A 17582-nucleotide genomic window follows, 5' to 3' on the forward strand; every position below is an offset into this window, starting at 1 on the left:
AGCGAGGTGTTTTTTGTCAATAGAATTAGTTTTGTTGAAATGTTCTTACACCCACTAGGGGGGTTAGCTCGATATTCTAGGTGCGAAAGTTGAGTAATTAATCAGTAACGAAATAAACTTTTCGAGGGTTACGAAACTTAATTGTGCACAAATAGTTGCGATACGAAGCCCTAGCACAACTATACTTTTGTTAATAGGAGGGATCAGATGGATTGGCTTATGAAGATAAATCGGGCATTGGATTATATTGAAATGAATCTAGTCGGTGAGATCGAATTGAAGGAAGTTGCTCAATGCGCTTGTTGTTCTTCACATTAGTTTCAGAGAATGTTTTCATTCATTGCAAATGTTTCACTTGCGGAATATATAAGAAGAAGACGGCTTACTCTCGCTGCAATTGAATTGCAGAATAGTCATATGAGTTGTTGATATTGCCATAAAGTATGGTTATGAATCACTGGTTTCATTGGCAAGGGCTTTTCAATCGTTGCATGGTGTTAATCCAGCAATGGCTCGTGAAGAAGGGACTGCCCTCAAAGCCTATCCTCGGCTTTCCTTCCTTATTTCGATTAAAGGAGAAGAGCCTATTAACTATCGTATCGAAACAAAAGAAAATTTTCAAATATTTGGAATTGAAAAAGTGTTTCAATTAAACGGGATAGAGACTCCAGCAGAATTATGGAAGCAAAGCCACGAAAACGGCGGACTTGCTGCAAATGCCGGTGACCTACCAGATTTTTTAAGTCAGTATTATCATAAAGTACGTGCTGTTTGTAGCTACAAAAAAACCGGAGAGGATACTTTCCCATATATGTTGTGTGCATTTAAAGATGAAACAAGTAAAGCCGATGGATATACAAGTATAACGATACCAGCACAAACGTGGGCGATCTTTTCATCTGATCCCTTTACATGGGATAAATTCGATGAAACCATTGAAACATTATATAGACGATTCTTTTCTGAGTGGCTTCCTACTACAGGATATGAACAGGTAGACGGAATGGAATTTGAAATTACTGGAGGTAAAGATGGACTGAATTTTGTTGAGCTATGGTTTGCTGTAAGAAAAATATCTTAGTTTTATTTCTTTTAGATTATTCTGAAATAATAACTTAATAATGACAAGGGGAGTAGCCAAATGTTACCGATTGGTTGCTTCTTTATTCAACTAACGGGAAACGTTATTTGAATAAGCAAATGAGCGGTCTGCAGAGTTAGCAGGTTGCTCATTTTTTCGTTGAGCTGTCGGTCAGATAAGAGCTTAATGAATTTGTTTATTATCGAACCAAGATCAGCGTGGTATTGACGTATCGGAAGCATATGGGTGTATTTTGGAAAACTTATGGGTTACGTCTCAAGCCTGAAAAGGATGTCGCCTGCTCTTATTCAATTGAAGTTACTTTTGGATTGAAAGTAATTATAAGTTCACAGTATAATACAAGGAAGTAAGTTTAATTTTGGAATTTATGACTAGAGTTAAATCTTAGGAGGAAGTTACTTGCAAAAGGAACCTTTACCCCAGTCAGAGAGCGATATCCAGGAAAATGTCGTTCCCAAAATGGGACTTGCGCTTTCGGGAGGCGGATTTAGAGCTTCCTATTTTCACTTGGGTGTATTAAGATCACTTGCAAAGAAAGATTTGTTACGACATGTAGAGGTCATATCTACCGTATCCGGAGGAACGATTATCGGTGTACTTTATTATTTGGAACTTAAGAAGCTCATCGAAGAGAAATACGATCATGAAATACTCCCAGAAGATTATTTACAGATTGTAAAAAATATAGAGACGGAATTCTACAAATTTACATCCAAAAATATTCGAATGTTATCGTTCCTTGATGTAATGAAGAATACAAAGATTGAAATATTGAAATTAAAAATACTATTGTTATCTAATATAAGATACACGCGCACAAACTATATTGGGGAGCTATTTGAAGAGCATCTTTATAAAAAGTTTAGAAGCGAAGACACGAAATTGAGGGTAAAAGATTTACGGATTTCTCCGAAAGGCACTTCTGAGTGCCCCATAAATAAAATACCAAGCCTTGTGATTAACACGACATGTTTGAATAACGGGGCGGGCTTTTTTATTACATCAGAAAAAAGTTACTTGAAGCATCCCAAAAACAGTATTTCAAAATCTGCTCAATATAAAGGCGACATTCATACGGACGACATGTTGTTAAGTGATATCATCAGTGCTTCAGCGAGCGTGCCAGGCATATTTCAACCGATTTCGGTATATTTGCCAGAACTTGAAATCTCTCATTCCTTATTCCTGGTAGACGGCGGGGTGTTCGATAATCAAGGAATTGAAGCTTTACTTGATAAAGGCTGCAATTACTTTATCATTAGCGACGGCTCTAAACCGCTTGATTTCAAATTTTATCCCTTGTATAGCCGCTTTGGAAGTTTATTTAAGACCAACGACATTTTAATGAATAGGAATAGAAATCACACGATAGATAATCTTTATATGAATTATCCGGATACAGTCGTATTTCCGCATTTGCTCTACGGTGTAGATTCGCATCGATTTTATCCTAAAGATGATTGGGAGGATTACATTTTAAATCCTTCAAGTCAGAGTGACATAAAGACCGAGGAAAAAGTATTTCCGTACGGGTATTTGGAATATATATCAAAAATAAGAACCGACTTGGATGCATTTACCGAAACTGAGGCTTATGGGTTATCTTATTGCGGAATGAAAATTTGTGATAATGCTGTCAATAATAACGTGTCTCTATCTAAATTAATTAATGATGTTCCAGAAAAATATCAATTTGATTTCGATCAATTTGATGCTTTAATTAAATCTGAAATGCCTAGCTCTTTACAAAGACAGTTCGAAGTCGGCCAAAGCCGGTTGTTTAAATGGCCTAAAATACTGAAGAAATCTGCAATATCCACAAAAGTAATGGAGTTTTTAACAGCAATAATGAAAAGTCCATTTCTATTGTCGTGGTTCATCTTGATAGTGTTAACTAGCAATATAGTCAAAGTCTCGATTACTGTAGGGACTACCAACCCGTATTGGAAATTTGCAGTGTTTCTTTATCCTTTTATTTACCCAATTATATATGGCATTATTATATTTATCTTCGTCGTAGTACGTTCTTTTATTATTTTCATATTTTTAAAAACGATAAATAAATGGTATTTGAGAGTAGGAAATTTGGATCACCATAAATAAAATGATGGAACTGGGCCAAAAGTAGCTCAATAAAACCAAGAAGGCAGCCGGTCAATGTTATCGGCTGTTTTGTTCAACTAACGGGCAGAATTGCTTCATCAATTATCGAATGCTCTAATGAACATTTCTATTAAGGGAGGTTAGGCATGGAAATTAAGATACGAGAAATTGTAGCGAATGATTATACTGAAGTTGTTTTTTTATGGAACGATGTTCTTGAAATTCGTAATGTTTGCATTATTTGAGAATGATGTGGTTGGTTTTGTAACTATAGTTCAGGCATTATCCATAGGGGTTTCGATTGGTTATTTACATATACAGGCTCTTGCCGTTAAAAAGGAATTTCAGCTTCGTGGGGTAGGCACAAAACTATTAAGACACACTGAAAATTATGCTAAAGAACTCGGAATAACTAGTATTATTTTATGCAGCGGATTCAAGCGAACTGACGCCCATGCTTTCTATGAGCATAATGGCTACGATAAAGATTCATACTGCTTTGATAAGATTATTAACCTTGACTAATAAGTAATAATTAAATCAAACTAATCAATTATTTCCTTTACTTGAGAGGGGATTGAGACGTATAATCCGTTCAGACATCAGAGCAAGAAGAGGGGAAAAATGATTATGAATAACGGTTTGGTCAACGCTATTATTGCGTATATCATGTGGGGGGTTCTCCCGCTTTATTGGAAGTTGTTTAGCGAAGTGCCGGCAGGCGAGATTCTATCGCATCGGGTTGTGTGGTCATTCGTTTTCATGGGTATTCTGGTCGCCGCTCAGCGCCGCTGGGGTGACATAAAGCGGATTGCGACTAGCCGCTCGCTCCTGCTTTCGCTAGCTGCCAGTGGAATGCTTATCGCGGTTAATTGGCTCATCTTTATCTGGGCGGTTAACAACGGGCATGTCGTCGAGACAAGCCTTGGTTATTATTTGAACCCGTTGCTGAACGTGTTGTTAGCGGTCCTCTTCCTTCGTGAGAAGCCAAACCGCGGCCAATGGCTCGCGATTGCCATCGCTGGCGCAGCGGTGCTCATCATCGCGATTGACTATGGACGGTTTCCGTGGGTCGCGATCTCGCTGGCCGCGTCATTTGGCTTGTACGGCCTGGCGAAGAAGAAGATCAAGCAAGACGCTTCTATAGGCTTATTTTCGGAGACAGCTGTAGTCCTGCCCGTCGCGCTCGGCTACTGGATCTATTTGGCCGTTGTGGGGAAAACGACCGCATGGACGCTGCCTGCGCCCATGTTCTTCGAACTGATTCTTTCCGGCGTAGTTACGGCGCTGCCGCTGCTCTTTTTTGCCCGGGCGGCCGCCCGGATGTCGTTGTCTACGCTCGGCTTCGTTCAATACATCGGACCCACGATCATGCTGTTACTGAGCATATTCGTATTCAAGGAATCGGTCTCGCCGGTTCTGCTCGTAGGCTTCGCGCTCATCTGGACAGCGCTCGTCGTATACGCTACAGCATCGGTTCGCGGCACGAAACTCGCGAAGGCGAGCTGATGGATAAGGACCCCGGTATCATCAAAATGGCTCTTTCCGTCCGATAAGGCGGAAAAAGCCATTTTTTGTTTGTGTTGTTATCAGGCGTACCTGAGCACACTACGTTGACTGTGACTAACCCTATAATGAATTCACATTATACAGGGTATAAGCTACCTTGGAACGATAGCTCCATAAAACAGGGGCAGACTGGACTTTATTTTTTCGTCTAAGGCTTACAGCTATTTTTTTATTGTTGGGGATGATCTGGGAACCCTCGTTTCGACCAAACGAGGTTTTTTTATGCTCATTTTGCTTTATCCCAATGGTATCTCTATTCGTAATCATAGGCTGTACAATCATTATTTTATGGTTGAATACAATGTATCCATTTATTGTTTTATGTATATCATATGGATATACAACTGTAGAGAGGTGAGGTATAATTGGAGCATCAATCAAACGAAAGGCGTGGGATTGCCATGACTACAGCCACACTTAGCAAATGGGGAAATAGCAGTGCAATTCGCATTCCTAACCAATTGCTTAAGCGTCTTAATCTGGAAGAAGGCTCGGAAATTGAGATTTTGGTGACAGAAGATAATGAATTGTTGTTGCGTCCAAAAACCAAGCCTGTAGAGTCCAATGAGGAACTACGTAACCATCTAAAGACTTTGCTCTCTAAAGTGAAACAGGATACAAGACATGAAGAAATAGACTTTGGCACTGAAGGGAACGAATTACTTTGATTATTCCCAAGCGAGGCGATCTGATATGGCTTGACTTTGATCCTCAAGCGGGTCATGAGCAAGCCGGGAGACGACCGGCTATTGTTCTATCGGAACATGAATTCAATGAAATAACGGGTTTTCCCGTTGTATGTCCCATAACGAGCCAAGCCAAGGATGATCCTTTTGAAGTTACACTACCAGAAGACCTACCATTTTCAGGTGTTGTTTTGACGGATCAGTTGAAGAGTCTTGATGTGCGGCAACGACGTATTCAAATTGCGGGGCATGCCGAACCAACCTCTGAATTTATGAAATCAGTTCTACGCAATGTCCGTTCTATTTTGGCATAATTTAAGATTATTAGCTGTTCGTATACCTAAATCCACGTCTAACTCAGAGGCGTGGATTTTTTCTTTCATACCTAAATAGATTCGTCCATCCTTGACGCTTCGAACAAGAGCTTCTGAAAGGCACTTATGAGTTGAAAAGAAAGATTTTTAACTCTCTGAAAATGTTTCCATTTATAGTATGATAAGACTATCGCTAGCTTCTTCAAACATGGCCTGTATTATCTCTGCGGCTATCGGGCAAAGGGCATATCGAATGATCAGGAAGACCATCCTATAGATAAAGATAAGGAGACCCAAATATGACCGTAACTTCGATTATCGAACAAATCCGCATTATTGAATACGATCCCTCCTACGCTGCCGCACTCGCTGATATGTGGAACCGCAGCAATGAAAGTTGGGGAGGCGGCACCAACCAGAGAACGGAGGACACCGTTCGCCGGGAGATGGAGAGTTCGTCCAATCTCAATGCGTTTCTAGCTGTTCATGAGAAAGAGGTTGTTGGCTTCTGCAGCTTCGCCCACTACCGCTATGACGAGAATGCCCTGTATGTACCGCTATTGAATGTTCGCCCCGATTATCACGGCTATAAGGTCGGACGCAATCTGATCCTGAATGCGGTTCGCAAGACCGTGGAAGCGGGATGGCCTCGACTGGATCTGTTCACGTGGGCGGGTAACACCAAGGCTGTGCCGATGTACAAGAAATGCGGGTTCTTCTGGGAGAAAAAGGATGATAATGTGCATCTGATGAACTTCATCCCGACCATCTTGCAAACGGAAGCACTTGCTACTTATTTTGAGGAACTGGATTGGTACGCAGACAGCACGCGTGAACTCGTCATCGAGCCGGATGGACGACGGGAGCGTGGTTTCGATTTCTTTGATTATTCCTGGAAAAAGGGAGATATCTCCTTGCGAGCCGAATTTGAGAAATCGGGTCGCGGGCTGACAGCTCTCGAAACACCAGATTACGAAATCTCCACAGAGATCGACGATCATGATCTCGTATTTGGTTCCGCATACAAGGTTCGCTACCGGATCACGAACCGCTCAACTTCCGAGCTGAAGTTCGAGATCAAGGGCCAGGACAACAAAAATATTCGTTTTGCGCTGGATGCTGCAAGAGCTGTTGCTCCGGGAGAAACGGTAATCGTGGAAGGCGAATTCCACCTTGATCCGGTTCAAGAGGAGCAAAGTCAGAATAAGACCCATCCCGTTGTCACGAGCACATGGCTGATTGGTGGCAGGAAAGCCGAGTTTCGTATGGGTGTTGCCCCGAAATTCCCGGCCAAGATCAACACGGCGTTGCCCGTAAAAGAGCTCTATACAGGCATCCCGGCTGAGCTATACCTGAACGTGGAGAATAATTTTGATTCCGAAGCGGAGTTCTCTTTTGACTTGCCGGAAGATGAATTCCTGGAGTGGGCAGAACGTTCGGTGCGCTTCACGGTCCCTGCAAAAGGCAAAGCATCTGTGCCGGTAGCCTTCACCTTGCGTTCGTATGGTCTCTATTCGCGAGAAGTAGAGGTAACGGCTGTTCCGACGGATAGACAGGCGGTCTCTTTCACAACCAAGCTGTCTGTTCTGATGAAAGGTACACAAGGACGTTATGGCGGGGAAAACGGGGAACAGTGGGTGGCCGTGAACGGTGCATACTCCCTTCACATGAGCAAGCAAGATAACATGATGTGGATTGAATACCCTGGCTCGGTCCACACGTTCTGGTGGACCTATCCGAAGCTGGGTAAGCCATTTGCAGAAGAGTTTTCCAAGAAACAAGCCAAAGAAGTGAATATCTATTCCGAAGGGGAAAGTCAAGTTCTCGAAGCACTGTATGAATCGGAAGACTTCCCTGGTTTAGAGATTAAGTCCGTCGTCAAGCTGTCTGCCAACGGAATTGCGGAGTTTTACCACGAAATTGGGAATACGCGCAGCGCAGAGCTGGAAGAGAATATGTTCTTGATGACGAACTTTGGTTTCTTCGGCAACCGGCTTATTCTCCCGTACCAAGGCCGTTATGTGGATATGGGCGATGCGTACTCTGGTGATCCGAGCCATTGGGACAGCGCCCAAATTACAGAGAACTGGCTGTTCTGCAAGGAAGAGTACGGTGCTTGCGGTATCTATTGGGACCCTTCCCTGAAACTGCTTCGTCCGGAACACACGCTGGGGTTACAGCATGAGCTCGGCCGAATTCCAGCAGGAGCCGTTGTACGAACGAAGGCGACCGTATTTGCTCTGAACACCTTTGCCAAATGGCAGGATTTCCGATCTTTCGCCCAAAAACGGCGGAGCCCGGTTGTACCGAAGCTGGACAACCATCTTGAGCTGGCATTGGGTGGTGGCAATCCGTTCGCCCTGGATGTGCTGACAGCAGAACTGATCGAACGGAAAATGGTTCCGCTTGCCGGAAACCTGGAACTGCATGTGCAGAATGGTGGAGCACCGGAGCATTTAGCTGCTGATATGGAATTAAACCGAGAGCAGGATCTGCGCTCCGCTCAGTTGGAGTTCTCCCCTAAGGAAAAGGATGCGACAGAAGAACGCGAATTCGGATGGAAGGTTCGGGCGGTATATCGAGGCGAGGATCGGATTCAAGAACGGACCACCCTCTGGTATCCGCAGACAGGAGCAGCCGTTGACTGCGTGATTGAAGAAGGTCCAGCAGGTCCCGTGTATACGGTGAGCAATGGAGTTCTTTCGATGGCAGCTGCCCCCGGCTTCGGAAGTGTCGTGCATTCCTTGAAGTATCAGGGTGAAGAATGGCTGGACAGCACGTATCCGGAAGCAGCCCCACGTTCCTGGTGGAATCCATGGTACGGTGGACTTGGTGTAGGTATCCCTGGTATGAACGGTTTCAGCCGTCAGTTGGAACAAAGAAGCGCAGCTTGGACGGAGCGGAAGGATGAATACGGTAACGTCTGGAAAGGAATTCAGATCACGACCCGCATCGAGAAGCATGAAGCGAATCGGGGAATTACGGTACAGCAGCATTACCTCATGCTGCCCGGCGTTCCTGTTCTCTGTGAGTTGCATTCGGTTACGAACGAAAGTGGCTTGGCGCTGGATTACTCACTAGCAGAGGAACATTTCTTCAAACCTTCGCCTGTCTTTGCTGATGGTTGGCTGGAACACCCCGAGCAAGGGCGGTACCCTCTCGGAAAGGTAGACGCATATCTTCAGTCCAAGGGTTTCTTGCGAATGGGTGCAGTTTCGCGTAAAGACATGCTGCATGCTGTGAATCGTTACCCTAATCAGAACGCTGCGGGGTTTGTGAACAATGTGGTGCTTGGTCACAGTGTGTATCACAATCTGCCACTTCTGAACGGGGAAACCGTCTGGACTGAGCCGACCTATCTGATCTTGGGGCAAATTCCTCTGAATCCAGAGGATGTACGTGGCCTTCTGCAGCTAAACTTTGCAACTTCTAAAGGCGAAAAGGAGGCTTAACATGCCGATCATTGATATTCACATTCATCTGTCGGACATCGACAGCTTTCATCGAACGGCGATAGATCTATCGAAAGTGGATTACTCTGCCGCTGGCCTCAAGGCGGAGTTTGATAAAAACGATGTTATTCTTGGTATCGGAATGGGGGTTACGGAGCAGACGAAGGGAGCGTTCCCGGATTCCAGTTCTCCCAACCCGATGGGACTTGATTTGGAAGAAACGGTTCCGTCATTCCTCATGGAATGCGTCGGCATTAATCCAAATCACCTTGGTGGTGAATATGCTCAGGACGAGCTGGATCGGATTGAAGCACGACTGCAAGCACCTGAAGTTGCTGGAATCAAACTATATGTGGGGTACTATCATCACTACGTTTATGACAAGATCTACACACCGGTCTATGAACTGGCAGCCAAGTATAACGTGCCGGTGGTTATTCATACGGGGGATACGTACTCCATGAATGGATTGCTCAAGTATGCACATCCGCTGACCGTGGACGAATTAGCCTTTCAACAGCGCGGAGTGAATTTTATGATCTGTCATTTGGGTGATCCTTGGGTGATGGATGCCGCTGAAGTAGTGGCAAAGAACCCTAACGTTTACGCAGATTTGTCAGGCCTCGTTGTCGGTGATCGGCCCCATTTTGAACGGTTTATGAACGAGCTCTTGTTCATGGATCATTTCCGCCGGGCGCTGGTATATTCGGATCATTACGAGAAAATGCTATTCGGAACCGACTGGCCGCTTGCGCCGATCGATCTGTATGCAGAATTCGTCCGCCGACTTGTGCCGGAGCAGCATCATGAGAAGGTATTTTATGAGAATGCTCTTGGATTATTTCCTCGCATTAAACAGCGAATTGCAGATCTGGGTTAAGCACCAGTTCATTATTATCTGTGAAAAATGTATGCCATGTAGATCATGGAAGCATATGATGTTCATGCTGAATCCCTATCATGTAAGCTCCTGCTACTTCTGGTGGCAGGAGCTTTTTTTGTCCGGCAAAACAGTGAATTCATCTTATGCCTAATCTGGAATGAGGAGGGATCAGGAGAACAAAGGTTGAGTTACCATCTTCATATACTTTTTTAAGTCGTCTTTTGCATATGAGCGTTGTTCCCATACCCCAAGGTTCCAACTCATATAACGGATGCCGAGGTATCGGGATGCCAGGGAGAAATACTTTTCGAATTGATCTTGTGGAATATCGTATCCGTGAGAACTTAGGGCCTCCCGATAGATGTCTACTTGTCTCATATGGCTACAGCGCAGAGGAACATCGAAGAACAGGGAGCCGGACCTTGCTTCTTCCCAATCGATAAAATAGACATCCTCATTGTTATGTACCAGTACGTTTCCGGGATTCAGATCATTATGGATCATCGTATGCATATTTTCATCCCTGATTAGAACTTCAAGATCATCTACGATACTACTGGCTACAGCTTCAATTTCCGATATGATCGGTAATCCAAATTCATCAATGAATGCCGGGCTTTCTAGGGCGGCGCACCACGAAGGTCTCCAACGTTTTTCCATCATATCGATGATGTGATTTCGATCCACAATAGGTATCCAGGGCAGTTCTTTTTCGGACCCCATATTCGTTCCATGTATGTAAGCCAGCGCTCGTAATTCTTTATTCTGAAGCAGATCCATATCCAGATGGCTATAATCAGTTTGGTAGTCCACATCCTGAATGCAGATCAAGCTGCGATCTTCAGTATGAGGTTCATTTGATAGACTAAAGGGCACATTGGCGCTTTGTGAAAATAATCTGGACAAGGCAGAGCGTTCAATGAACGTGGCCTTCTTCGTAATGAGAGAAAGGTCCTTTTTCACTCCATTTACTAGGAGTTCAATACGATGTCGAAGCAATTCCACGGCCTGATATCCCGCTTGGATAGGGTTACTTTCCATGCTTAGGATGTGAGCATCCGAGGATACATACTGATTAATGGTTTGTTTTATTAATGCTTGTCCTGTGATAGATTCCTTACTCATCTGATAGCTCCTTCCTGCTCGTCAGTTCAGTAGCAATGTTAATAGTATCATAGATAAGATGCATAGTTTGTCGAAGAGAATGGAAGAATATCGCAGAACCCATTCGTTAGGGCAATGAACGTCCCATTTGTTTTTACGAATAAAGAGAACTATAATGATGGATGCACAAAATTTCAGACTTCTTTGGAGGAAAATAACGTTTCAGGACACGCAGGAGAAGTGGGCCTGGTTCAGCGAGTATTCCTTTCCGGCGTTTTCCATTCTTGATCCGGTGAATACATATACGGTACCTCTGGATCAGACCGTATATGGTATGATGTCTCATGTGTTTGAACACTACTTCCATCTGGATACCAATACACCCGTTCAGCTTGGATTCTGTGAGACCATTCTCCGAACGGTAATTGAGACTGCGCCTCTTCTGATCAAAGATCCGGAAAACTATGAACTGCGCGAAACCATTCTCTATTGTGGAACAATGGCGCTTAATGATGTGCTGAATATGGGTCTTGCCGGGGACTGGGCATCTCACAATATTGAACACGCCGTGTCGGCCGTGTACGACATTCCACATGGGGGAGGCCTTGCTATTCTGTTCCCGCATTGGATGAAGCATAATCTGGCTGTGGATGTAGATCGCTTCAAACGCTTGGCTGTTAATGTATTTAATGTGAATCCTACAGGGAAGTCAGACAAACAGGTTGCTGAAGAAGGCATTGAAGCGCTGCGTAAATTCTGGACCTCGATTGGTGCACCTAGCCGTCTGGCTGACTATGACATCGACGACAGCCAGATTGATGCGATGGCTGATAAAGCGATGCGTTTTGGTCCATTCGGCTTTTTCAACAAATTGCAGCGTGAAGATGTGGTGCAGATTTATCAAGCTTCGCTGTAACATAGAGGGCACATTCACCTTGTAGGTGAGCTTACTCAACAAGGACGTTCCTGTATTTCTCAGGAATGTCCTTTTTTTGGTGTTTTTTAGTAAGAAATTGATACCGATGTTAGGTCTTCTGGTATTACACTCTCGGCTTAACTAGAGTCGCATCCTGTCATTTCAGATAGAGCTAGCTTGGACGGTGTAGGAGCACAAAGAGCAAAGCGAATAGATGAATAAGATGGAATAGTGAACTTTCATTTGGAATGGAATAAACAGGGTAAGACTCAGGAGTCACAAACGGGGAAGTGACTCCTGAGTCTGGAGTACTGGCTTGTTAAGTAGTACTAAAGGAGAATCAATATTATTTTATGGGATTGGACAGAAGCATAAAATTATTGATGAACCCCTCTTTTTGAAGGAATATACCTTCAACTTCTTTCGTTTTCAAATCATAGTAATAAATTCCTCGTTCATTATTTCCCTTTCCCTTTTCTCCTAAAAAATAGAAACCACTTCCATCTTTGGAGAGGAATAATTCACTGCTAGCCTTAATAGGAAGATCAATTTCCTTTCTTTGTCCTGTTTTGATGTTAACAATACTATATTTAATTGGATATTTGTTAATATGCTCAGCCGTGGCAATGAGAATTTTGTCTCCCCTTGTTGATAAAGTTAAAATTTGCTCCTCATCTAGTTCAATAACCTTACGAGTCTGTTTAGAGATCGGATCTATCTCAATAATTGTATGGTTTGGAGGAACCATCGGTGTTTGCGTCTTATTGGACTCCTCCATATGACTATATTGTTCTTCTTCAGAATATTGGATGGCATAGGATTTGCTCGTTTCTGGATCATAGGAAATATCCCATGTCGTTGTGTCTGAATCGTGGTCATTCAATATAGTCATTTCTTGAGTTTCTTTATCATAGAAAATGACTTTGACGGGCCGTTCTCCCTTCTTAACAGCAGCCATAACCAATGTATGATTAACGGTATCCGGAATAATCGAATTGATTGCGAATAATTCGGAGCTTAATTGCTGAATATTCTGTGTTTTTATATCATATGAAAACAATTCGTCACCCTTATCTTTTCCAGCTCCTGAATAGTAGATGGTGTCTTCTGCTAAGGAAGCCACTGTTAAGGGGTATTGAGAGTTATAGGGCAAATCAGCCATTTTAGTTAGAGCCTTATTTTGTATATCATATGTGTATACTCTCATGATCATTCCATCATTGGTATCTGTTCCATTAACATACTCCGTGTTTGTAATTGAAAGATATTCATGGGTCTGTGTACCAGTGGTTTGCGTTTCGTTGGGGTCTACTGCTTCAATTGCTTTTTTTTCTGAACTACATCCCGCAACGAAGAGAAGTAGAGTAACTATGACTGAAATAAATTTTGTGATTGAAGTTTTTTTTTCCATGATTCATCATCCTTTTCATTAAGAAGATACGATAAGGAGGCGAGAATATCGCCCCCATTATAAAATATCTTATAAATTAGAATGTATAGAAGTATCTTCCTTTAAATGAAAGGGAGGAAGACCATTTTAAATCGAAAAGTTCAACACCAGTTTTCCAAATATCTAATGTCGCGTCTGGAAGTGCTCCATTATCTCTCTTAGTAACATTTGCAAAAACATTATTATCCAAATTGCGTGCATCCAAAACTTGCTCATATTTAGGATTATCTATATCTCCTCTGGTTGCTGCATCACCTTTTTTCAGAGTATTACTGTTTTCACCAGTTGTATCGGTAAAATTAGTAAATCGTCCCTCACCAAGAACAGTGCTCGTTGTAATTGTGATTTTATTATTGTTATCTCCATAAGTATAGGTTCCAGCTGCTTTTCTAGTACCCCTTGGTAGGGCTTTATAAGCAGCTAAAGCGAAGTCGTTCCCTTGAGGGAAAACAAACTCCTTTATGTAACCCTCACCATCATATATAACCCTCAATCCTGGCTGTGGAAGAGGATTCTCGACTTTATATACAGGTAAATTTTTCGCTTCTTCTTTAATTTTTTCAATGAACTCTTCTTCACTTTTTAATTTTTCAAGATCTAATTTTTGTATGTTATTCTTTGTTGGTTGACTTTGAGAAATCGAAGGAATGTTTACTGGTTCGCCCTTTTCAAGAATAACCATCTGATTAGATCCGTCGTACTCTAATATTGTTCCCGCCTGCATTCTGGTAGGGATTACACTCACAGAATCTTCCGAATAAGCGAAAGAAGCGACACTACCAACAAATAAAGATGCTGTAACTAATAATGCTGAAACCACTTTTTTCATTTTATATCTCCCTCTCAATTATAAATATATTTGAAAGCTGGCCAGCTATTCAAAACTCTCAATTATGGGAAAATAAGTATTCATATAGAGGAGTGTAAGTTATTTTACAAATTAAGTCAATAAATAAAATATAATACTAGTTACATATAGTTTTATTTTCAGATAGATGATTATGAGATGTTTAAAAAAACATTTTCAGTGCAAACGTTTTTCCTGCTGAACAATTGATTGATATCTACCGATATAAAGTTAACCCATACAATATTGGACACAATCAAGGATGAAATGGAAGGTGGATTCATTTGGTAATCGCGAAGGCGAGAGAACGCATGGTCAACATGTCGTTCAGAGTTAAATTGCCGCTAATGATCAGTTTACTGGTAACCATCGTGTTGGCAGTAACTGCGGTATTATCTTACAGTGTAGCAGCAGTCATTACCCTCGACAAAAGCAAGGATGAGATTAAAGCAACCTCTGACCGGATTGGTGCGGGCTTGTTCACCTCACTAACGTTGGAAGAACAGTCCACATTCCTAATTACAACACATCGCACATTCCTAGATCTGCTGGAGATTCGGAGTACGGATGGACAGAATGATGATGTTTTTTTCTCGAAAAATAGTGAACTCGTGGATAAAGCCAATGGGATATTGGCAGACAGCCTCGCAGGGATGGAAGGCAACAGCAATATCATATTGCTGGACCGGAAAGGCATCGTCGTTGCAGCGAACGATCCTGAAGCCCTCGGGGGAGAACGTGCAGATCGCGCGTATTTTCAACAGGCAGTTCAAGGCCAGAATGTAATTAGTGAAGGAATTATTTCCAAGTCACTGGGTACGTTGGGTACAGCTTTTGCGATGCCGATCTACGATGAGAACAAGCAAGTGAAGGGCGTACTCGTATCTACCGCATCAACCTCGTTCTTCGTTGACCAGCTTCAGAACATCAACATTAATGAAGAGGGGAAAGTCATTATTCTAGACCGCGTAGGTACAGTGATGTTCAATTCGGCGGATGAGAAGATGGCGGGGCAGAAGCTGGAGTCTGGTGAATATCAGTCACTGATTGATCTGCCTTCTAACGAGCAGTTGCAGCAAGGCGATGTGAGCACAAAGGACAAAGTAGTCTTTTATTCCAAAATTCCAAGATCGGATTGGACCATCATTGTTGAAGATAAACTAAGTGACGTGCAGAAGCCGTTACGGGCAATGGCGAAACAGATGTATATTGTCCTGTTCAGCGCAATTGCGGTGTCTATCATCGCAGGAATACTGATCTCCCTGCTGATCACCAAACCCATTACGAGACTGACAGCATTGTTCAGACAACTTGCAGACGGGGATCTGACGGTGCAGGCTAAGGGCAAATATAGCGGAGAATTCAAACAACTGGTGGACAGCTTTAACACGATGGCCGCGGGCAACCAACAGCTGATTTCCAGTATGAATCATTCCATCAGCGTGCTGAAAACAAGTACAACCGAACTGGATCACTCCACCCAGCAGACCTCGACCTCCATTGCCGAAACAACGACAACGGCGTTTGAAATTTCACGAGCCATGGAGTCCCAGGCAAATGATACGGAAGCCATCGTGGATAAATTCATGAATGTGGGCAATAAAATTGCGAACGTCAATGAGATGTCACAGTCGGTGAAGCTCAAGGCAGATGAGATCACAGATGCATTCAAGAGCAACCATGAGGTCATTGATGCACTGATTGCGGTGAACGGACAGAACGAGGCCGAAGTGAACAATATTTCCAAGATTACAGTGCAACTCGCTGAAAGTTCCTCCGGCATTCACCAAATTACGGGTACGATAACCGAGATTGCGAATCAGACGAAGCTGCTTGCGCTCAATGCCTCCATTGAAGCGGCAAGGGCCGGTGAGCATGGACGTGGCTTTGCCGTAGTTGCATCGGAGATTCGCAAACTGGCGGAGCAGACTACAGCCCAATCAGAGGATATCAGCCGGATTGTGATGCAGACGATTGATCATGTCCAGCAGAATAACCGGAGTGTACAAGCGATTGAGGCGATTGCTGAACAGCATAAGAGCAGTGTAGGCCAGACCAAGGAAACGTTCAATTTTGTCACCCAAAATATGAATGAGATGATGGAGCAGGTTCAGGCCATTGCCTCCGAGATTGAATCCATTGAACGCGATAAGGATGACGTCATTGGAGCTGCACAGAACTTGTCTGCTTCGGGTGAAGAAGTGTCCGCATCCGTGGAGGAAGTGACCGCGACGATGGAGGAACAGTCAGGCATGACCGAGCATCTGTCAGAGATGGTACAGACCATCGATGGGTTGACCAAACAGCTTGCTGAAGCATCATCCCGATTCAAAATAAAGTAAACAAGCGCATGATATCATTGGAAATGTGGGGATGCTAAAACCGTAACGATTTTGGTTCAGTTCGAACCAGCATACAACTGAACCTCCAAGCCTGTTTAGTTAAGGGCGAGGAGGTTTTATTTATTTTTAAAATAGAGACCCGATGACATCAATTGTATAATTCATTATGGGAAAAAATGAGGTTAACAACGAAACATTTACTGTTTTATCTGCGTCTAAATAGGAAAGTATTGTAAATTTAGAGTGGGAAGGTGGGAACTTGGTGCAAACACGAAGAAAAGTATTCATTTCCTTCATCGCATGTCTCTTATTCATTCCTTCAGTAGCTTCAGCTCAAGAAGCTCAATTGAAGGCACCTGTTATCAAAGCAGTGAAAGTTAAAAAAATCTGCCCTTCTGTGATCCTTGAACCACTTCAAATACTCATAGATGAATATAAATTGAATAAAACAGAAGAACAGATCGAAGTAAGTATTATGCTTAGATATGATGTGAACATATCCAAACAAAAGTTTTTAAAGACGAAATTCTCTGCGTTCAAGGACGCTGTCACGGACAAGGAGGGATTCGGAGGATACAGTTTTTTTGCCAAATTGACGATCACCGAAATAGAGGAAGTGAGTACATGGGATGCAGTCTCTACCATTTCACTCCCATCGGACACGGTGTCCATCTATTAAGTATGTTGAGAAGCCTTTATTACGCTGATTCTAGGGGGATTGGGCAGGGCAAATATCGATTCCATGACAGATTTTTAGGATGAAAAATCCACAACAAAAGCCGGTCAACCCTTATGGGTGCCGGCTTTTGTCCTA

13 protein-coding genes and 1 pseudogene are annotated in these 17582 nt (G+C 43.1%); 11 read left to right on the forward strand and 3 right to left on the reverse strand.

The genetic code is table 11. The features are described 5' to 3' along the window. Positions 1–508: 508 nt before the first annotated feature. The 8 genes from ACFVQB_RS20195 to ACFVQB_RS20230 all read left to right on the forward strand — a co-directional run bounded on the left by ACFVQB_RS20195 (position 509) and on the right by ACFVQB_RS20230 (position 10106). Complete coding sequence (locus tag ACFVQB_RS20195) at positions 509–1081, forward strand: GyrI-like domain-containing protein (protein ID WP_379442939.1); 573 nt, start codon at positions 509–511, stop codon at positions 1079–1081. A gap of 420 nt (positions 1082–1501) precedes the next feature. Then, entirely contained in the window at positions 1502–3205 is a 1704-nt protein-coding gene (locus ACFVQB_RS20200) for a patatin-like phospholipase family protein (protein ID WP_379442943.1), read from the forward strand. A gap of 177 nt (positions 3206–3382) precedes the next feature. Continuing rightward, positions 3383–3730, forward strand: a complete 348-nt coding sequence (locus ACFVQB_RS20205; RefSeq protein WP_379442945.1) for a GNAT family N-acetyltransferase — start codon at positions 3383–3385, stop codon at positions 3728–3730. A 105-nt stretch (positions 3731–3835) separates the two neighbouring features. Further along, complete coding sequence (gene rarD, locus ACFVQB_RS20210) at positions 3836–4714, forward strand: EamA family transporter RarD (RefSeq protein ID WP_379442947.1); 879 nt, start codon at positions 3836–3838, stop codon at positions 4712–4714. Between the two features lie 461 nt (positions 4715–5175). Then, a complete protein-coding gene (locus ACFVQB_RS20215) occupies positions 5176–5442 on the forward strand; it encodes an AbrB/MazE/SpoVT family DNA-binding domain-containing protein (protein ID WP_036617560.1) in 267 nt (88 codons plus the stop codon). Further along, on the forward strand, positions 5439–5774 hold the full coding sequence (locus tag ACFVQB_RS20220) for a type II toxin-antitoxin system PemK/MazF family toxin (RefSeq protein ID WP_379442958.1): 336 nt from the start codon (positions 5439–5441) through the stop codon (positions 5772–5774). The genes ACFVQB_RS20215 and ACFVQB_RS20220 overlap by 4 nt, the downstream gene beginning before the upstream one ends. Before the next feature lie 299 nt (positions 5775–6073). Then, positions 6074–9226: a GNAT family N-acetyltransferase gene (locus tag ACFVQB_RS20225; RefSeq protein ID WP_379442961.1), complete on the forward strand. Its 3153-nt coding sequence runs from the start codon at positions 6074–6076 to the stop codon at positions 9224–9226. A 1-nt stretch (position 9227) separates the two neighbouring features. Beyond that, positions 9228–10106 (forward strand): amidohydrolase family protein, encoded by an 879-nt coding sequence (locus ACFVQB_RS20230; RefSeq protein ID WP_379442965.1) that lies wholly within the window; start codon positions 9228–9230, stop codon positions 10104–10106. Positions 10107–10277: 171 nt separating this feature from the next. Here the strand turns inward: ACFVQB_RS20230 and ACFVQB_RS20235 are convergent, their stop codons facing one another. After that, entirely contained in the window at positions 10278–11234 is a 957-nt protein-coding gene (locus ACFVQB_RS20235; RefSeq protein ID WP_379442969.1) for a phosphotransferase, read from the reverse strand. A 193-nt stretch (positions 11235–11427) separates the two neighbouring features. Between ACFVQB_RS20235 and ACFVQB_RS20240 the strand changes: the two are divergent. Next, positions 11428–12129 (forward strand): annotated as a pseudogene (locus ACFVQB_RS20240) (iron-containing alcohol dehydrogenase); the annotation flags it as partial. Positions 12130–12475: 346 nt separating this feature from the next. On the opposite strand, the gene ACFVQB_RS20245 reads toward ACFVQB_RS20240, so the two are convergent. Beyond that, the gene (locus ACFVQB_RS20245) at positions 12476–13540 is read right to left on the reverse strand and encodes a hypothetical protein (RefSeq protein ID WP_379442973.1); all 1065 of its coding nucleotides are present in this window, start codon (positions 13538–13540) and stop codon (positions 12476–12478) included. A gap of 76 nt (positions 13541–13616) precedes the next feature. Further along, on the reverse strand, positions 13617–14408 hold the full coding sequence (locus ACFVQB_RS20250) for a hypothetical protein (RefSeq protein ID WP_379442977.1): 792 nt from the start codon (positions 14406–14408) through the stop codon (positions 13617–13619). Positions 14409–14710: 302 nt separating this feature from the next. On the opposite strand from ACFVQB_RS20250, the gene ACFVQB_RS20255 reads away from it, so the two are divergent. After that, a complete protein-coding gene (locus ACFVQB_RS20255) occupies positions 14711–16768 on the forward strand; it encodes a methyl-accepting chemotaxis protein (RefSeq protein ID WP_379442981.1) in 2058 nt (685 codons plus the stop codon). A gap of 262 nt (positions 16769–17030) precedes the next feature. Beyond that, on the forward strand, positions 17031–17447 hold the full coding sequence (locus ACFVQB_RS20260) for a hypothetical protein (protein ID WP_379442983.1): 417 nt from the start codon (positions 17031–17033) through the stop codon (positions 17445–17447). Positions 17448–17582: the final 135 nt, after the last annotated feature.

Source organism: Paenibacillus sp. NPDC057886 (genome assembly GCF_042796655.1).
Taxonomy (GTDB): domain Bacteria; phylum Bacillota; class Bacilli; order Paenibacillales; family Paenibacillaceae; genus Paenibacillus.

Coding starts and splice junctions, on each gene's coding strand:
- ACFVQB_RS20235 (WP_379442969.1), bottom strand. CDS start 11,234: ATGAGTAAGGAATCTATCACAGGACAAGCATTAATAAAACAAACCATT.
- ACFVQB_RS20205 (WP_379442945.1), top strand. CDS start 3,383: ATGATTATACTGAAGTTGTTTTTTTATGGAACGATGTTCTTGAAATTC.
- ACFVQB_RS20215 (WP_036617560.1), top strand. CDS start 5,176: ATGACTACAGCCACACTTAGCAAATGGGGAAATAGCAGTGCAATTCGC.
- rarD (WP_379442947.1), top strand. CDS start 3,836: ATGAATAACGGTTTGGTCAACGCTATTATTGCGTATATCATGTGGGGG.
- ACFVQB_RS20245 (WP_379442973.1), bottom strand. CDS start 13,540: ATGGAAAAAAAAACTTCAATCACAAAATTTATTTCAGTCATAGTTACT.
- ACFVQB_RS20225 (WP_379442961.1), top strand. CDS start 6,074: ATGACCGTAACTTCGATTATCGAACAAATCCGCATTATTGAATACGAT.
- ACFVQB_RS20250 (WP_379442977.1), bottom strand. CDS start 14,408: ATGAAAAAAGTGGTTTCAGCATTATTAGTTACAGCATCTTTATTTGTT.
- ACFVQB_RS20195 (WP_379442939.1), top strand. CDS start 509: ATGGCTCGTGAAGAAGGGACTGCCCTCAAAGCCTATCCTCGGCTTTCC.
- ACFVQB_RS20230 (WP_379442965.1), top strand. CDS start 9,228: ATGCCGATCATTGATATTCACATTCATCTGTCGGACATCGACAGCTTT.